Origin of the sequence: Halobaculum roseum, from assembly GCF_019880245.1 — an archaeon.
GTDB classification, from domain to species: Archaea; Halobacteriota; Halobacteria; order Halobacteriales; family Haloferacaceae; genus Halobaculum; species Halobaculum roseum.
Window position 1 is genome coordinate 437,926 of record NZ_CP082286.1, and the last position, 16,142, is coordinate 454,067.

Here is a 16,142-nt window from a genome sequence, read left to right on the forward strand (position 1 = left end):
TAGTCGAAGACGCGCTCGGTTGGTGTAGTCCGGCCAATCATGTTGGCCTTTCGAGCCGACGACCAGGGTTCAAATCCCTGACCGAGCACTACAGCGAGCGTCGAAGACGCGAGCGAAGCGCGCAGCGTCGGGATTTGAAGTAGACGGGACGCAGCGACCGAGCGGAGCGAGGTCGACCGTCCCGGCGTGGTTCAAATCCCTGACCGAGCACTTCTCGCGAACGGCTCCCGATCAGCCTTACCTCCCTTCACGCGGACCGTCGTAGGCGTCGAGCCAATCCCCCACCACCGACTGGACCGCCCCTGCGGTGCTCCCCAGATTGAGGATCCGGTAGCCGTCGTCGACCTTCTCGTTCACGTCGTCCATGCCGAAGCCGAGCCCGCCGACCGGAACGTCCGCCTCCAGCGCCGCGGTGCGGACGCGTTCGACGGCGTCCTGAACCTCCGGGTGGTCGAGTTCGCCCGGGTGGCCGAGGCCCACCGACAGGTCGAGCGGGCCGATGAACACGAACCCCAGATGGGGGACATCGAGGATCGATTCGACGTTCTCGACGGCCTCGACCGTCTCGACGGTGGTGCCGACGAGCGTCTCGCGGTCCTCCGCCTCGACGTAGTCCTCCTTGAGCCCCCAGCGACGCGCGCGCGGCGCGGCCAGGCCGCGGTCCCCCGGCTCGCCGTCGTAGCGAAACCGGGCCGACCTGACGGCCGCCTCCACCTCCGCGGCCGTCTCCACCCGCGGGAGAAACAGCGACCGGACGCCGAGATCCAGCGCCTTCCGCACGAGCGTCGGCTCCGTGTCCGGGAGGCGCACGAGCGGCTCGATCCCGGTTCGCTCGGCCGCCCGCAGGAGGCCTTCGACGGTCGCGCCGTCCCAGGGGTCGGGCCCGCCGTGCTCCATGTCGAGCCAGACGAAGTCCAGCCCGAGCTCCCCGTACAGTTCGACCATCGAGGGATCGTACGTCGAGTCGAGCACGCCCAGCGCGACGCCGCCGTCCTCGATCCGGGCGCGTAGGCCGTTTCGGGGCTCCGAGATCGTCATGCGTTCGGTTCGACGGCGTGTCGGAAAAGCGCCCCGCGGATTCCAACCGGGCGGGGGCGAGGTGAGGTGAGATGTAGTGAGGGTGACTGTGTGGCCGGCGGTTCAGGCCAGCCACTCCTCGGGCGTGGTGTCGTAGTCGACGTCGTCGGCCGCGATCTGCTCGGCCAGCTCCGGCTCCAGCGCGTGGCGCTCGACCGCCTCGCCGTCGTAGCGGAGGCGGATCGGCACCTCCTCGCCCTCCGGCTCGTGCCCGCGACGGCGAGCGATCTCCACCTCGTGGTCGTCGTACTCGGTGACGATCGTCGCGAGGTTCACCGGCCGCCCCCACAGGTCGAACACGCGTTCGAGCGTCTGTTTCGCCTGCCCGATGTCGAGCGCGACGCCGTTGTAGCGGTGGCCCAGGAGGAGCTCCCCGCGGTTGTCGTAGTTGCCGTCGTACACCGCGACCGTCGGCTTCCCGAAGTTCGTGAACCGGAGGAGGAGCTTCCGCTTCACGTCGTCGGGGTCCACGCTGGCGACGCGGTACCCCTCGGCGGCCTCGGAGTACTCGTAGGTGAAGTAGTTCCCCTCGACGACGAACTCCTCGGTGAGGAACTCGTCGATGAACGTCACGTCGTTGTGGCTCTCGCGCACCTCGCGCATGCGCTCCCAGCCGGCGCCGTAGTCCACGTCCGCCAGCGCCGACGCCACGTCCGGGTACACCTCGTCGTCGAACATGTACCGCGCGACCCGCTCCAGCTCCGAGCGGCCGATCCGTTCGAGGAAGCCGCGGTTCGCCGGCTTCGACAGCGAGAAGTGCCGCTCGCACAGCCCCTCGTAGGTGAGCACGGCCCACGGGTACGCGTCCGCGTCGAGCTCGCCCGCCTTCGCCCGCGCGAGCGCGTCGGCGTCGACGCGCGGATCCTCGGGGTCCAGCTCGTCGAGCGTGTCGGCCGTGACGCCCGCGATCTCGGGGTCGGGCTCCAGATGGTCGGCGACCTCCTCGAAGTCGATCACGTCGTGGAAGGTACGCCACGTGACCCCCTCGACGCGCAGCAGCTTGTCGACGACCTCGCGGCGGTTCGCGCCGTTCTCGACGTACCGCCAGATCTCGAAGCCGAGCTTGTAGGGGTTCAGCCCGGACGAGCCGAGCACCCGCGCCATGTGGTCGGCGTAGGTGACGAACTCGTCGTCGCCGGCGAAGCGCTCGTCGCCCATCATCAGCGACTCCCAGTAGCTGGCCCACCCCTCGTTCATGACCTTCGTGAGCCGCTGTGGCGCGAAGTAGTACGCCTCCCGGCGCAGGATCTCGATCACCTCGTCCATCCACGGCTCGCGTTCGACGGCTTTCCCCTCCTCCTCGTCGTACCGCTTGCCGTGCTCGCGGAGGTACGCGAGCACGTCCGGTCGCGGCTCGGGCAGGCGGTCGCGGTCGCGCTGGGCGTCCACCCAGTCCTGATCGAACACCTGATCGCGCACGTCCGCCGACAGGCCGAGCCGGTCGAGCCGCTCCTCGATGTCGGCCAGGTCCTCCTCCAGCTCCTCGTCGCCGCCGCGCTCGGCAGCGAGCGCGCGGTGCTGATCGATGGTGTCCTCGACGCACAACACGGCGTCGATGAGCCGCTCGACGTCCTCGCGGTCGATCTCCGGGTCGTCGACGTGGCTCGCGATCGTCTCGGCGTGGCGCTCCAGCATCGCGGCGGCGTCGGGGTCCTCGCGCTCGCCCGCGAAGCGGCCGAACCACTCGTTGTTGCGGAAGAAGTCCGCGTGCGCCTCGACGTGGGTGATCACCGCCTTCTGGTCGGCGGGCGCGTTCGACTCCTGCAGGAACGCGTGACAGGGGTTGTCGTTGTTGACGATCTCGAACGCCTTTCCCATGCCGAAGGTGTCCTGCTTGCGCTGGCGGTCGTACTTCATCCCCCACCGCCAGTGCGGGTACCGCGTCTGGAACCCGTCGTAGGCGATGAGTTCGTTCATCTCGTCGTGGGTCACGACCCAGTAGTTCACCGGGTACGGCCGGAGGCCCAGCTTCCGGGCGAGTTCCCTCGCCCGCTCGGCCGGCTCCTCCAGCTCGGCGGCGACGCGTCGGGTCGCGACTCTGTCGTCGTGGATCATCTCAGGTGTCCTCCGTTCCGTCCTCCGTCGAGAGGATCGTCCGGATCGCGTCGGGTACGTCGTCGCTCCCGGCGACGCGGGCGACGGCGACGTTGTCGCGGTCGGCCAGCTCCCGTTCGATCTCCTCGGCGTGGGTGGCGTTGATCGTGTTTCCGCCGGGCTGGGTCTCCACGTACGCGTGGAGGTTCGCGGGGATCTCGCGCATCAGCGGCACGACGTTCTCGACGGTGTCGTTGCTGGAGTTCTCGGAGTCGCCGGCGGCGAACACGTAGCGGTTCCACTCGCTCCAGGGGTACTCCTCGAGGATCTCGGCGGCCAGCTCGTAGGCGCTGGAGATGCGGGTCCCACCGCCCGAGCGGATGCCGAAGAACTCCCCGCGCTCGACCTCCCAGGCGTCGGCGTCGTGGGCGACGTAGCGGAACTCCGCCTCGTCGTACTTGCCGGTGAGATACCAGTCCAGCGGCGTGAACGTGCGCTCGACGAGCTCGCGTTTCGTCTCGCGCATCGACCCGCTCACGTCGCGGATGTTGACGACGACGACGTTCTTCTGCTTCTTCTCGATCACCTCGGGCTGGCGGTAACGCTCGTCCTCGCGGCGGAACGGCACGTCCCGCAGCCCGTCGCGCCGGATGCGCTCGGTGACCGGGTCGCGCTCGACCCGCGCGGCGAAGTCGTCGAAGTCGTCGTACTCGTCCAGCGGGACGCCCTCGGCCTCGAGGTCGCTCATCGCCTCGCGGATCCACGCCAGCGAGACGAGCACGTTCCCCTCGCGACAGAACTCGAAGACGTCGCGGGCGTCGGCGCCGGCGACCCGGCACGCCTCCCGGACGTACGACTCGTCGAAGTCGGTGGCGAGCTTCCGCTTGAGGCCACGCTTGAACAGTTGCTCGAAATCGAGCGTCGAGTTGGGTCCCGCGCGCGTCAGCTCGGTGAAGTCGCCCTCCACCTCCTCGACGACGCGTTTTCCCTTCGGCTCCAGGTCGAGCCCGAGCTCCTCGTCGAGCTCGCGGGCGAACTCCTCGGGGTCCATCTCGTAGTAGCCGTGCTCGCCGCCCTCCTCGCCGGGCTCGCCCTCCTCGTCGCCGTCGCCGTCGCCGTCCCCGGGGTCGCCGGGCACGTCGACGGGCTGGCCCGGCTCTGGCGTGTCGCCGTCGCCCTGACCGACGCCGCCCATGTCCCGGCGGTCGTACTCGAATCCCGGGAGGTCGACGAGCTTCACCGGGATCCGAACCCGATCGCGCGAGGAGCCCGAGAGGTCGCCCTCGCGGATGAACTCCTCGAGGTCCGGGCGTCGCTCGTCGCCGATCTCCCGGAACCGTTCGAGGTCCTCCCTCAGTCCCATCGTCCCTTCACCTCGCGCATCACGCGCCTGCTGGCCAGCTCGGCGGACGCCTCGCTGTACCCCTGTTCGGTCGTCATGTGTTCGATCGCCGCCCGCTTCACCCGGGCGGTCTCGGTGTTCGCGGGCGGGTCCTCCCACTGGGCGGGGTCGAAGTCGTCGTAGATGCGGCGGACGTCCTCCCACGAGTGCGCCTCCAGCACGGCGCGGATCACCGGGACCGTCGAGAGGTCCACGTCCTCGACGGCGAACTCGTCGTCGCGGTGCTCCCACGCGTAGCGGTTCAGCGCCGTGATCACCGTCTCCCTGCGGAACTCCTCGACGGCGTCGCTCGGTTCGTTGCCGGCGTACTCGTCCTCGTCGAACCGGCCCAGGTGCTCGGTCTCGAACACCTTCATCAGCAGCGGGTCCGGGTCCGCCTGTCCGCGGTCGGTGTCCACCTGCTCGTCGGCGTCCCACGCGAACACGTGCTCGACGTACTCGGCGACCGTCTCCTCCGGGACGCCCTTGTCCGACAGCACCGCATCGAGCACGTCCGCCTCCTGGAGCTCGAAGGCGTGGTCCTTCACGGTCGCCAGCCGGCTCTCGTACTCGGCGATCTCCGCGCGCGAGAACACCGGCGCCGTCGAAAGCCCATCGGCCATGGCGTTGAGCACGTCCTCGGGGGTGAGCACGTCCTCGACCGGGAGGTCGGGGTGCGCGCGGTCGGTCTCGCCGTGCAGCAGGTCCGCGATCGTGTCCCGCGTGTACGTGACAGGGATGCCGTGGGCGCCGTCCTCGCCGTCGAAGTCGAACTCGTCGGCGTCGATCCGCTCCTCGCCGTCGGCGACCGTCCCCGTGTCGAACAGCTGCGCCTTGTCGATCAGCCCGATCGAGGCGGGGAGGTCCTCGCCGTCGAGCCGACTGACGACGGCGTACGTCGCCGCCGCCTCCAGCGCGTGGGGCGCAAGCTCGCGCTCGCGGAGCTGGCCCCGGTCGTCACGCATCCGTACCGACAGCGGCGCGGCCATCCGCTCGCGCAGCCGCTCGTGTTCGGTCTCGGGGTCCTCCGCGTCGATCTCGGCCGCCCAGACGGTCGTCTCGTCGGTCAACTCTCGGTGAATCAGCTCCGTCTCCAGCGAGACGCTGGTGAGGTAACGGAACTCGTGGCGGTCGAGGCGACGCTTGAGCGCCTTCAGCGGGTCGCGGTCGTTGCGGTCGGCGAACTGCTCCAGCTCCGCGTCCAGGTCGGGGTTCGAGATGACGACCAGCTGAGTGTCCAGATCCATTCCGATGCTCTTGTCGAGCTTCACCCGCTTCTCGTCGGGGACGTTGAGCAGCTTGCGGAGCAGGTCGGCGTGCTGGCTGGCGTCCTCGACGACGGTGAGTAGGCCGTTTCCCTGCGAGAGCACGCCGTCGTAGCTGAACGCGCGGGCGTCCTTGCGGCCGCGGGCGCCCAGCTCGCGGAGCATCCCGGGCATCCACGAGCCGACGAGTCGCTCCTTCGGGCTGCCGTCGTCCTCGGCGTGGAGGACGCCGACGCCGCGACCCACGTCGACGACGTAGTTTTTCACCCGGAGGTGGCGCCGGTCCGTCGCAGACGAGAACAGGTCCCGGCGGCCCTCCCGACGGTACCGCTCCTCGAGGATGTCGAACGCCTCCCGGCTGAACGGGTCGAGGTCCGACTCCGCCCGGATCGGGACGTGGTCGTCGTGGGCCTCGTTGAGCGCCGCCACGAGGTCGTCGCGGACCTCCTCGGGGAACACCGACAGCGGGTTCGCCTGCACGGGCGATTCGTACCAGTCGTCCTCGGCGTCGTCGCCGGCGGCGTAGCTCAGCCCGCGCTCTTCCTCGCGGGCGGCGATGTTCCACTCGATCGTGTAGCGCCGGCCCTCCTCCGTCCGCGAGTACGCCCGCAGGCCGTTGATCAGACAGCGCTTCAGCTCGGATTTCCCGGTCGCGGTCGGCCCGTCGAACCAGTGGATCTTCTCGTCTTTCCCGCGGCCGGCCGCGACCGTGCGGAGGTCGTCGACGAAGGCGTTGAGCACGCCCGTGTTGCCGAGCACGGCGTGCTCGCCGTCGTTCGCCGGGTCGTCGAAGAAGCGGTAGCGCTCGCGCTCGACGCCCTCCTCGACGACGGTTCGGGTGCCCATCGACTCGATCGCCGACAGGAGGTACTTGGCGGCGTGGCTGACGGCGTCGGGGCGCTCGAAGGCGAGGTCGACGAACTCCGCGAGCGAGCGCGGCGGCTCGTAGGCGCCCTCCAGCGCCTCGTCGGCGCGCGCGAGGTAATCGGTCATGCTCACTCCTCGAGTTCGCTTTTCGCGACCTCCGCGCCGGCGAACTCCAGCACCTCGCGGGCGCCCTCCGCGGAGTAGCCCTGCTCGGTCAGGGCGTCGACCCACGCGGCCCGTTCGTCGTCGTCGAGCTCCCCGGCCGACACCAGCGCGGAGAAGTTGATGTTGTGTTTCTTGTCCTCCCAGAGCTTGCGCTCGAGGGCGCGCCGGAGCCGGTCGTTCTCCTGCGGGTCGAAGCTCGACCCCTCGCGGGCGCGGCGACTCACCCAGTTTGCGACCTCCTGGCGGAAGTCGTCCTTGCGGTCGCCGGGCACCTCCAGCTTCTCCTCGACCGACCGGAGGAACGTCTCGTCTGGCTCCTGCTCGCGCCCGGTGAGGTCGTCCTCGACGGTGGTGTCGTCGATGTACGCCATCACGTGGTCCATGTACTTCTCGCCCTGGCGGCGGATCTCGTCGACGTCGTACGCCAGCGCGTGGCGCACGTCCTCGATGGCGCGCTCTTTGTACTCCTCGCGGACGAGCTCGAGGTAGCGGTGGTACGTGTCGAGGTTCTCCTCGGGGATCGACCCGTGGTTCTCGAGGTTCGTCTCGAAGTGTTTGAACACCGCCAGCGGCGAGAGGTAGCCGCGGCCCCGGTGGCGGGAGTCCATGATCGCCTCGGCGATCTCGTCGCCGATGAACCGCGCGGAGACGCCCTCCATCCCCTCGGCGATGTCGGCGGCGCGGTCGCCGTTCTCCCTGAGCTTGCGCTCGTCGATCTCGTCGGTCTCGTCGATCTCCCCGTTGTACGCCTTCGCCTTCTGGACCAGCGAGACGGACTCGTCGGTCGGCTCCTCGATCCGGGTGAGCACGCCGAAGAGACCCGCCATCTCCATCGCGTGGGGCTCGATGTGGATGTCGGGCACGTCGGCGTTGCGGAGCATCTTCCGGTAGATCTCCGCCTCCTCGTCGTACTCCAGGACGTACGGGTAGTCGATCCGCTTGGTCCGGTCGTTGAACGCCTCCATCTTCTCGTCGCCCTTCTTGTCGCGGTACTCGGGCATGTTCGTCCGGCCGACGATCACCTGGTCGATGTCGATCCGCGGGTTGTTGCGCGGCTTGATCGTCTGCTCCTGGCTGGCGTGCAGGAAGTCGTAGAGGAACTCCCGCTGGAGCTTCAACAGCTCCTCGCCCGAGAAGATGCCGCGGTTGGCGTTGCAGAACGCGCCGGCGTAGTCGAACGCCCGCGGGTCGTTCTCGCCGTACACCGCGAGCTTCGAGTAGTTCACGTCGCCGGTGAGCTCCGTCTCGTCCTGGTTCTTCTTGTCCTTGGGTTCGAACGTCTCGATGCAGCGGCGCTGGTTCTCGTCGGCGACGAGCCGCACCACCTCGACGTGGTTCTCCAGCACCGCCTGCAGGTCGTCCTCGTAGTGGGCGAGCAGCTCGTCCATGTAGAAGCCAGACGCGGGGTCGAGGCTCTGCTCGTTGCGGACGGTGTACGGGGCGTCGAGGTTCCCGTTCAGCTCCTCGATCACCTCGTCGCGCTGGTCCTGCGGAAGCAAGACGAGTGGCTCCTGGTTCATCGCCGAGCGAACGGTGTCGTCGGCGGGGTCCTGGTCCTCGATGACCGAACAGAGGTCGGTCCACCTGAAGGTGTACATGCGCCCCTCGTCGCTGCGGGTGTAGTCCTCGAAGTAGCGCCGGACGAGCCAGTCGAAGTGGCTCTTGCCCGAGCCGACCGGGCCCAACAGCAGCTTGATGCGCTTCTCGGGGCCGAGCCCGCGCGCGCCCGATTTCACCTTGTTGACGAACTCGTGGATCGACTCGTGGACCTCCCGGCCGTAGAAGGCGTTCTCGCCGTCGTGGAGCGGGTCCTCCGAGGCGAGCAGGTACTCCACGACGCCCGCGTCCTCGTCGTAGCGCGTGCCGTAGTGGTCGAACATGTCGGCGACGCGCTGGTGGGCGTTGCGTGCGACTTTGGGGTCGGTCGTGACCTCCCGGAGATACCACTCGAACGGCTTCGCTTCCCTGAGGTCCTCGGGGACCGATCGCTTGTATTCCCGGCTGAGCTCCTCGAGGGTGTGCGTGCTCGATACCTCCCCTGACGCGCGGTCGTTCGCGTTGTCGGTCTGTTCACTCATTGGTAGCCACGTGTGCGGGGACGACCGCGACGGTCCCGCTCGTGGGCACCCGGTGTCGACGCCGACGCCCGCTCCGTCGGCTGACCCCGATCCGGGCGCCGCCGGACCGTCGTGTCCGCTCGTGCCACACGACCGCGCGGGGATCCGGCCTGGGCTGCGTCTCCAACAGAACTCGTCGTGAGGGCGGCCGGTGGGGGTCGTTGCCTCCGTCCCGTGGTCGGACCGAGACTATATGTTGTGGTGGGTGTTAACACACATAAGCCTGTCGGCAAACGGGGCCGGTACCGTCGCGCCCTCGATCGGTTGTGTGATCGATGTCTGTCCCGAATACCACCGATAGGGGCTCCGTGCATCGTATTTACCGGAAGAAAGCGTGGTCACGGGGTCGCGAGCGTGGCGCCTAAGCCGCCGGGGGGGCAAGGGCCGCCATGACCGACGACGGCGACGGGCGGCCCCCGGTCGACGAACCCGGGAGCGACGACGAGAACGGGGGGGCGACCGAGGGCAGCGCGCTCGATAGCGACGGGCTCGACACGGGCGCGCGCGACACCGACGCGTTCGATCTCGACGCCCTCGACCCCGACACGCTCGCCGACGGCTGGCGGCTGTGGAACGAGGAGCCGAACGGCCGCGCGATCGTGGTGTTCCGGCCGGACGTGTTCGACGCCGACCGCTTCCCCGCGCCGTGTCTCCCGACGGTGTACCTCACGAACGGCTCCCGCCGCGCGCGGCCTGGGTCGGGGCAGCGGCGAACCGACGAGTGGCACGTGACGCTGTTTCTCGAACCGGAAGTGGAGGTCGAGTCGACGACGTTCGACGACCGGACGGCCGCGCTCGACGGCGTTCGCGACGTGACCGAGCGGTTCGTCGCCGGCGAGATCGACCACCGCGGCGCCTACCAGGTCCCGCGGGAGGCGTACCTCGACGCGCTCGACGACCTGCTCGGCGAGGAGTGACGCGGCGCCGGGTCGCCGCCGCCGGCGACCCCTTCCCGGAACGGCCGGTGGCGACGCCCGGAGCCCCTCGCCGACGCCGTTATCTGCGGCGCGCGGGATGATCGAGACATGTCCACCGTCACGCTCATCGGCACGCGACTCGCGACCGAGGGCACCGAGTTCGTCTACGGAGGGGAGTCGAGCGCCTGCGAGGGCTGTCCCTACCGCGGGCAGTGTCTCAACCTCGTCGAGGGGCGGCGCTACCGGGTGACCGGCGTCCGCGACGGGACGCAGGCGCTGGACTGCGCCGTCCACGCGGACGCGAGCGTCCGCGCCGTGGAGGTCGAGCCCGCCGAGATCACCGCGAACGTCGCCTCGCGCGGTGCGTACGCCGGATCGCGCGCGTCGCTGGAGGGGCCGTGTCCGCACGTCGACTGCCCGAGCCACGAGCTGTGCGAACCGCTGGGGGCCGATTTCGACGAGGAATATCGTATCGCCGAGGTTCGGGGCGACCCGCCCCACGAGGTGTGTCACCTCGACCGCGACCTGACGACGGTGACGTTCGAGACGACCGACGGGGGGTAGCCGGGTCCCGTCGCGATGCGCCGTCCGGCCGCGGTCCTCGCGTGTCTGTGTCTCGTGCTCGCCGGGTGCGGCACGACGGGGTCGCCCGGGGGCGACGCGCGCACCGTCGCTCCCGCGCTCGCGGGGACCCCGACCCCCACGGCCACCCCGGAGACGCCGGCCCGGCCGCCCGGCGTGAACGCCAGTGCATCCGGGATCGACCGCCGTGCCCTGGTGGCGGCCCACGAGGAGGCGCTCGACGGCCGGCCCGTGACGGTTCGGACGAGCCGCCGCGTCGTCGCGGACGACGGGACCGTGATCCTCGACGGGTTCCGGCGCTCCCGGACGGACGGCCTCGCGCAGTTCTTCAGTCGACGGATCACCGAGACGCCGTACCGGCGGGCGGACGGTCGGACGTTCAACGTCTCCTACTGGCGCAACGACACCGTCACCGTCCGTCGCTGGCCCGACGGGAACCGGTCGGTGACGCTCGACACCGACGTGCCGACCCGGCAGTTGTTCGACCGAACGGGCGCCGCCGCCGTCGAGACCATCCTCTCCGGATACGAACTCCAGTATGCGGGGACGACGACGCGCGACGGGGAGACGCTCCACGTGCTGACGGAGGCGTCCGCCGAACAACGGTACCGACCGCTTCGGACGAACGTGAGCCTGCGCGTGCTCGTCACCGGGGAGGGCTTCGTCCGGTCGATCACGGCGACCTACCGGACCGACGAGTACGGCCGGCCGGCGCGTGTGACCGTCGAGTTCCGCGTCACGAACGTCTCGAATACCGAGGTCCCCCGACCGGAGTGGGTCGACGAGGCGCTCGCGGAGGACGGGTGACGGATGAGCCGTATCCCCAGCAGGCCCGGCCCCCGGATCCCGAACCCGCCGGGTTCCCCCGCTCGCCGCTACTGGTCGCTCCCCGGCGTTCGGGTACCGCTGGCGTTGACCGCCGCCAGCTCCTCGCTGTCGAGTTCACGCATCGGGTCGGGGAGGTGGTCGGCCGCGGCGTCGAGGGCGGCCATCGCCTCGCGGACGGCGTCCGACTGCGGCCCCTCGCCGAGGTTGAGCTGCCGGAGGTATCCCCTGGCGAGGGCGGTGTAGACGCCCGCCTCCGCGAGATACGAGCAGCCGAGCATGTTCGCCCAGACGTGGCCCGGACGGTTCACGGTCCGGTGGAACGCGTACGACCCGCCCAGCTCGCCCTCGATCGCCGCGACCGCGAGCGTCGACAGCCGCGACTTCGCCTCGACCCACGTGTCGAGAGAGCCGCCCCAGTAGCCGCGCAGCCGCTCGGCGTCGTACCCGAGGTCGACATCGTAGGCGTCGTCGGGGACCCCCCGCGCCGCCAGCGCGTCGGCGGCGTCCGCGCCGGCGACCGCCGGGTCGACACCCTCCTCGACGCCGCAGACGACCCGCAGCGTCGGCACCTCATAGCGGCCGGCGGCGTCCCAGAAGGAGTGAAACCACAGCGCCACCGCACCCTCCGCCGCGGCCTCCCGCATCGCCGGCGCGACCGTCCGCGTGAGCACGCGGTGTTTGCCCGCCAGCGCGCCGTCGGAGTCGGCCGCGAGCTCGCGCCAGCGCACCGCGACCGCGAGATAGTCCATACCGCGTGATCCGCGGTCCCGCCGGATAAACACCGATGGGTACGGTGTCGGGGCCCGACTGTCCGCTGACGTTCCGCGGTGATCCCGTCGCGCGATGATCGCGGCGCCTCGATCGTCGTAGACGGTACAGTTTTGCCACGATAGTCCGATGGACGGCCGAGACGCGCCGATGACCGACACCCAGGATCCGCCCACCGACGGCGACTGCCGCGACCGAGAGCTGCGGCTGTATGAAACCGTCCTCGACGACCTCGACGACGGGGTGTACGCCCTCGACCCGGACGGCCAGATCGTCTACGTCAACCGGCGCTACGCGGAGATGAAGGGCGTCGATGTCGAGACGCTGATCGGGACCCACATCTACGACTGGGCCACCGACGAGGCGGCCGACCGGGCACAGACGGCGCTGGCGGAGATCGCCGCCGGCGAGCGCGACGTCGGGGTCGTCGAGTACGACTTCCTCACGGCCGACGGCGACCGGTTCCCCGCGGAACTCCGGTTCAGGCGGGTGACGAGCGGCGATATCGAGCTCGGTCGGGTCGGCGTCATCCGCGACATCTCCGAACGCAAGCGGCGCGAGGACGCGCTGCGCCGGAAGAACGAACGGCTCGAATCGTTCGCGAGCGTCGTCTCCCACGACCTGCGAAACCCGCTGAACGTCCTCTCGGGCTCGCTCGAGCTGGCGCGAGAGACCGGCGACGAGGAGCACCTCGAACGCGCCGAGCGGGCGGTTGAGGACATGACGACGCTCGTCGACGACCTGCTGATGCTCGCGCGCGAGGGCGCCGTGATCGACGAGACCGAACCGGTCGACCTCGCGCAGATCGCCGAGTCGGCGTGGGAGACCGCGACTGAGGGGTCGAACGCGAGCGCGTCGATCGGGGCGACGGGGCGCGTCGTCGCCGACCCCGACCGCCTCGCACAGTTGCTCGAGAACCTGTTTCGCAACGCGGTCGACCACGCCGGCACCGACGTAGCCGTCACCGTCGAGGACCTCGAGGACGGGTTCCGCGTCGCGGACGACGGGCCGGGGATGCCCGCGGCCGTCCGCGATCGGGCGCTCGAAAGCGGGTACTCGACGGCCGCGAACGGCACCGGCTTCGGGCTCGCGATCGTCGCCGAGATCGCCGACGCTCACGGGTGGACCGTCTCCGTCGACGACGCGGCGGACGGCGGAGCGACGATCGAGGTCCGCGGCGTCGAGTTCTCCCCGCGGGAGTGACGACGCACCGCGACCAGCCAGTTCGACCTGTTCCGGCCCGGTCCCCCCATTTCGGTCAGTCGCCGTCGGCGAGCGAGTGCGAGGGTGTACCGACGGCACCGACACCGTTTTTCCCGAGCGCCCGCCCCCTCCGGTAGTGAACGTTCGCGGTCCCCTCTCGGAAGTCGGCGAGGTCCGGCAGGTGAGCACGCGCTACGGCGAGCGGGACCTCGCCGAGTTGACGGTCCGACCGGATGGGGGTGCCTCGGATCCGGTCACCGTCACCCTCTGGGGGAAGTGGACCCACACCGCCGAGCACGCCGAGCCGGGCATGGAACTGCTCGTCACCGACGCCGAGCGCGACGACTACGGCGACCGCGAGGGGTACACCACCTCGAAGGAGTCGTACGTCGTGCTCGAACCCGACTTCCTCGTCGACGTGACCGACATCCGCTCGTGGGTGCAGTGCCCGCGGATGTACTACCTGAACAAGCTCTCGGGCATCCCGCTGAACTACCCCGTGGTGAAGGGGACGGTCGTCCACGAGGTGTTCGGCGACCTGCTTCGCGGGGTCGAGTTGGAGGAGTCCATCGAGGACCGCGTCGCGGAGGCCGGGCTCGAGCTCGGCCTGCTCGGGATGGAACGCGAGGAGGTCGCCGACGAGGTGCGCCGCAACGCCGCCGCGATCGAGGGGTGGCTCAACCAGGGGACGCTCGCGACCGACGGCGACGCGTCCGCGGGCGCGGATAGCGGATCCACCGGCGCCGGCGACGACGCGTCCGAAGACGCCGGCGGCGACACGTCGGAAGGCGCCGACGACGCCTCGAACGCCTCCCTCTCGGAGTGGGACGGCGGCCCCGACGAGTCGGAGTGGCGCTCGGAGTACACGCTCATCTCGCCGACCTTCGGCGTGAAGGGGCGCGCCGACGCCCTGCGGCGGGGCCAGCCCGTCGAGCTCAAGACGGGCAAGAACACCAACCGCGAGCCGCGGTTCCAGGACAAGATCCAGGCGGCCTGCTACGCGCTCCTCCTGCGCGAACGCGGCGTCGACGCCGACACCGGCACCCTGCTGTACACGAAAAACACCGCCCTGGACCGCGGCGAGGAGTCGGGCGACCTCTCGCCGGCCAAGGAGTTCTCCGTCGGGAAGGGGCTGCTGGAGTTCGTCGTCCGCCAGCGCAACGAGATCGCAGCGACGGAGTTCGACATGAGCGTTCCGTCGGGCTACGAGGCCGACGCGAAATGCGAGTACTGTTTCGAGCAGGACACCTGCATGGTCGTCTCGGGCCGTCTCGACCAGGAGTCGAAGGCCGGGCAGATCGGGACGGCGCTCCCCGAGGAGGAACGCGAGTACTTCGATGAGACCTATCGCGCGCTGGAGGAGGAACGCCGCGAGACACACGCCGAGTACCGGAAACTGTGGGAGCAGACTGCCGAGGAGCGCGCGGCCGACGACCGCGCGCTGATCGACCTGGAGCCGGTCTCGGAGGAGCCGCTCGGCGACGGCCGGTGGCGACTCACCGCCCGCAAGGAGTCCGACGCCGTCTCGAAGCTCCGCGAGGGCGACGTGGCGCTCGCCTCGGACGGCGATCCCGCGTCGGGCCACTCCGAGTTGGGCCGGATCCAGAAACTGGGCGACGAGGTCGTCGTCGAGACGGACGAGCCCGTGAAGCTGTGCCGTCTCGACGTATACCCCTCGGAACTGTCCGTCTCGCGGATGCATACCGCCGTCCACGACTTCGTGCTCAAGGGCGACCCCGACCGGAAGGACGTGCTGTTCGGCCGCCGGGACCCCGCCTTCGGCGCTCGCGAGGCCGACGCGACGCCGTTCATCGACAACAACGAGGCGCAGAACGCCGCCGTCGAGCGAGCGGTCACCGCCGAGGACTTCGCGCTCGTCCACGGGCCGCCGGGGACGGGCAAGACGTACACCATCGCCCGCATCGTCCGCGCGCTCGTCGAGCGCGGCGACAGGGTCCTCCTGTCGGCGTTCACGAACCGCGCGGTCGACAACGCCGTCGAGGCGCTGCGGGCGCAGGGATTCACCGATGTCCTCCGCGTGGGCACCGAGACGGGCGTCCGCGGCGACATGCAGGACATCCGCCTGGTCACGCGCGGGGATCCGAACGACCGCGCGGCGAAGCTGAACTCGGCGTCGGTCGTCGCCGCCACCACCTCCTCCTGTGGGTCGCGGACGATGCGCGAGCAGGAGTTCGACGTTGCGCTCGTCGACGAGGCCTCCCAGCTCACCGAGCCGGGGACCCTCGCCGCGATCAACCTCGCCGACCGGTTCGTCCTCGTCGGCGACCACGAGCAGCTTCCGCCGGTCGTGCGCGCCCAGAACCGCCTGCGCGAGTCGCTGTTCCAGCGCCTCATCGAGGAGCACCCCGACGCGGGCGTCATGCTCGACCGCCAGTACCGCATGAGCCAGCGCATTCAGGCGTTCTCCTCTCGGGAGTTCTACGACGGGGACCTCCGACCGGCGACGCCCGAGGTGGCGGGCCAGACGCTCGCGGATCTCGGCGTCGACACCGCGGACCTCCCTGCGGAGCTGCGGGATCCCGTCTCGTTCGTCGACCCCGACGGCGACCGCGAGGGCAACGCCAACCCCCTGGAGGCCGACCGCGTCGCCGAGGTGGTCGACGGGTACGTCGCCGCCGGCGTCGATCCCGAGGACATCGGCGTCATCGCGCCGTTCCGCGCGCAGGTCGCGGAGATCGGTCGCCGGACGGACGTGACCGTCGACACGGTCGACCGCTTCCAGGGGTCGAGCGAGGAGGTGATCGTCGTCTCGTTCGTCGCGACGGGCGACCTCGACGGCCCGATCTTCGAGGACACCCGCCGCGTCAACGTCGCGCTGACGCGGGCGAAGAAGGCGCTGTGTCTCGTCGGGGACGCCGAGGCGCTCGCGTCCGAGCCGTTCTACGCGCGGATGCTCGATTGGGCGCGGCGATGATCG

11 protein-coding genes and 1 tRNA gene are annotated in these 16,142 nt (G+C 70.0%); 6 read left to right on the forward strand and 6 right to left on the reverse strand.

The window, feature by feature from the left end:
* The first annotated feature begins 13 nt into the window (after nt 1-13).
* A tRNA-Glu gene (locus tag K6T36_RS02280) sits at nt 14-88 on the forward strand.
* Between the two features lie 149 nt (nt 89-237).
* Here K6T36_RS02280 and K6T36_RS02285 read toward each other — a convergent pair.
* The 5 genes from K6T36_RS02285 to K6T36_RS02305 all read right to left on the reverse strand — a co-directional run bounded on the left by K6T36_RS02285 (nt 238) and on the right by K6T36_RS02305 (nt 8,867).
* Complete coding sequence (locus K6T36_RS02285; protein ID WP_222922411.1) at nt 238-1,038, reverse strand: HpcH/HpaI aldolase family protein; 801 nt, start codon at nt 1,036-1,038, stop codon at nt 238-240.
* A gap of 102 nt (nt 1,039-1,140) precedes the next feature.
* Nucleotides 1,141-3,132: a SpoVR family protein gene (locus K6T36_RS02290; RefSeq protein ID WP_222922412.1), complete on the reverse strand. Its 1,992-nt coding sequence runs from the start codon at nt 3,130-3,132 to the stop codon at nt 1,141-1,143.
* Between the two features lies 1 nt (nt 3,133).
* The gene (locus K6T36_RS02295) at nt 3,134-4,474 is read right to left on the reverse strand and encodes a YeaH/YhbH family protein (RefSeq protein ID WP_222922413.1); all 1,341 of its coding nucleotides are present in this window, start codon (nt 4,472-4,474) and stop codon (nt 3,134-3,136) included.
* Nucleotides 4,465-6,750 carry a PrkA family serine protein kinase gene (locus tag K6T36_RS02300; RefSeq protein ID WP_222922414.1) on the reverse strand — a complete coding sequence of 762 codons (2,286 nt, stop codon included), beginning with the start codon at nt 6,748-6,750 and terminating at the stop codon, nt 4,465-4,467. The genes K6T36_RS02295 and K6T36_RS02300 overlap by 10 nt, the downstream gene beginning before the upstream one ends.
* Nucleotides 6,751-6,752: 2 nt before the next feature.
* Nucleotides 6,753-8,867, reverse strand: coding sequence for a PrkA family serine protein kinase (locus K6T36_RS02305; RefSeq protein ID WP_222922415.1), 2,115 nt, complete (start codon nt 8,865-8,867; stop codon nt 6,753-6,755).
* Nucleotides 8,868-9,472: 605 nt separating this feature from the next.
* Here K6T36_RS02305 and K6T36_RS02310 point away from each other — a divergent pair.
* The 3 genes from K6T36_RS02310 (at nt 9,473) to K6T36_RS02320 (ending at nt 11,212) form a co-directional block, all read left to right on the forward strand.
* A complete protein-coding gene (locus K6T36_RS02310) occupies nt 9,473-9,823 on the forward strand; it encodes a DUF5820 family protein (protein WP_225935206.1) in 351 nt (116 codons plus the stop codon).
* 108 nt (nt 9,824-9,931) lie between these two features.
* Nucleotides 9,932-10,387: a UPF0179 family protein gene (locus K6T36_RS02315; protein WP_222922417.1), complete on the forward strand. Its 456-nt coding sequence runs from the start codon at nt 9,932-9,934 to the stop codon at nt 10,385-10,387.
* 15 nt (nt 10,388-10,402) lie between these two features.
* Nucleotides 10,403-11,212: a DUF7537 family lipoprotein gene (locus K6T36_RS02320; RefSeq protein ID WP_222922418.1), complete on the forward strand. Its 810-nt coding sequence runs from the start codon at nt 10,403-10,405 to the stop codon at nt 11,210-11,212.
* 68 nt (nt 11,213-11,280) lie between these two features.
* Here the strand turns inward: K6T36_RS02320 and K6T36_RS02325 are convergent, their stop codons facing one another.
* Complete coding sequence (locus K6T36_RS02325) at nt 11,281-11,982, reverse strand: hypothetical protein (RefSeq protein WP_222922419.1); 702 nt, start codon at nt 11,980-11,982, stop codon at nt 11,281-11,283.
* Nucleotides 11,983-12,151: 169 nt separating this feature from the next.
* Between K6T36_RS02325 and K6T36_RS02330 the strand changes: the two genes are divergently transcribed.
* On the forward strand, nt 12,152-13,204 hold the full coding sequence (locus K6T36_RS02330) for a two-component system sensor histidine kinase NtrB (protein ID WP_222922420.1): 1,053 nt from the start codon (nt 12,152-12,154) through the stop codon (nt 13,202-13,204).
* A 136-nt stretch (nt 13,205-13,340) separates the two neighbouring features.
* Nucleotides 13,341-16,139 (forward strand): AAA domain-containing protein, encoded by a 2,799-nt coding sequence (locus K6T36_RS02335; protein WP_222922421.1) that lies wholly within the window; start codon nt 13,341-13,343, stop codon nt 16,137-16,139.
* Nucleotides 16,140-16,142: the final 3 nt, after the last annotated feature.

What these genes read in the sequence shown, in the direction of transcription:
- K6T36_RS02285 (WP_222922411.1), bottom strand. Translation starts at nt 1,038, where the DNA reads ATGACGATCTCGGAGCCCCGAAACGGCCTACGCGCCCGGATCGAGGAC.
- K6T36_RS02290 (WP_222922412.1), bottom strand. Translation starts at nt 3,132, where the DNA reads ATGATCCACGACGACAGAGTCGCGACCCGACGCGTCGCCGCCGAGCTG.
- K6T36_RS02295 (WP_222922413.1), bottom strand. Translation starts at nt 4,474, where the DNA reads ATGGGACTGAGGGAGGACCTCGAACGGTTCCGGGAGATCGGCGACGAG.
- K6T36_RS02300 (WP_222922414.1), bottom strand. Translation starts at nt 6,750, where the DNA reads ATGACCGATTACCTCGCGCGCGCCGACGAGGCGCTGGAGGGCGCCTAC.
- K6T36_RS02305 (WP_222922415.1), bottom strand. Translation starts at nt 8,867, where the DNA reads ATGAGTGAACAGACCGACAACGCGAACGACCGCGCGTCAGGGGAGGTA.
- K6T36_RS02315 (WP_222922417.1), top strand. Translation starts at nt 9,932, where the DNA reads ATGTCCACCGTCACGCTCATCGGCACGCGACTCGCGACCGAGGGCACC.
- K6T36_RS02320 (WP_222922418.1), top strand. Translation starts at nt 10,403, where the DNA reads ATGCGCCGTCCGGCCGCGGTCCTCGCGTGTCTGTGTCTCGTGCTCGCC.
- K6T36_RS02325 (WP_222922419.1), bottom strand. Translation starts at nt 11,982, where the DNA reads ATGGACTATCTCGCGGTCGCGGTGCGCTGGCGCGAGCTCGCGGCCGAC.
- K6T36_RS02330 (WP_222922420.1), top strand. Translation starts at nt 12,152, where the DNA reads ATGACCGACACCCAGGATCCGCCCACCGACGGCGACTGCCGCGACCGA.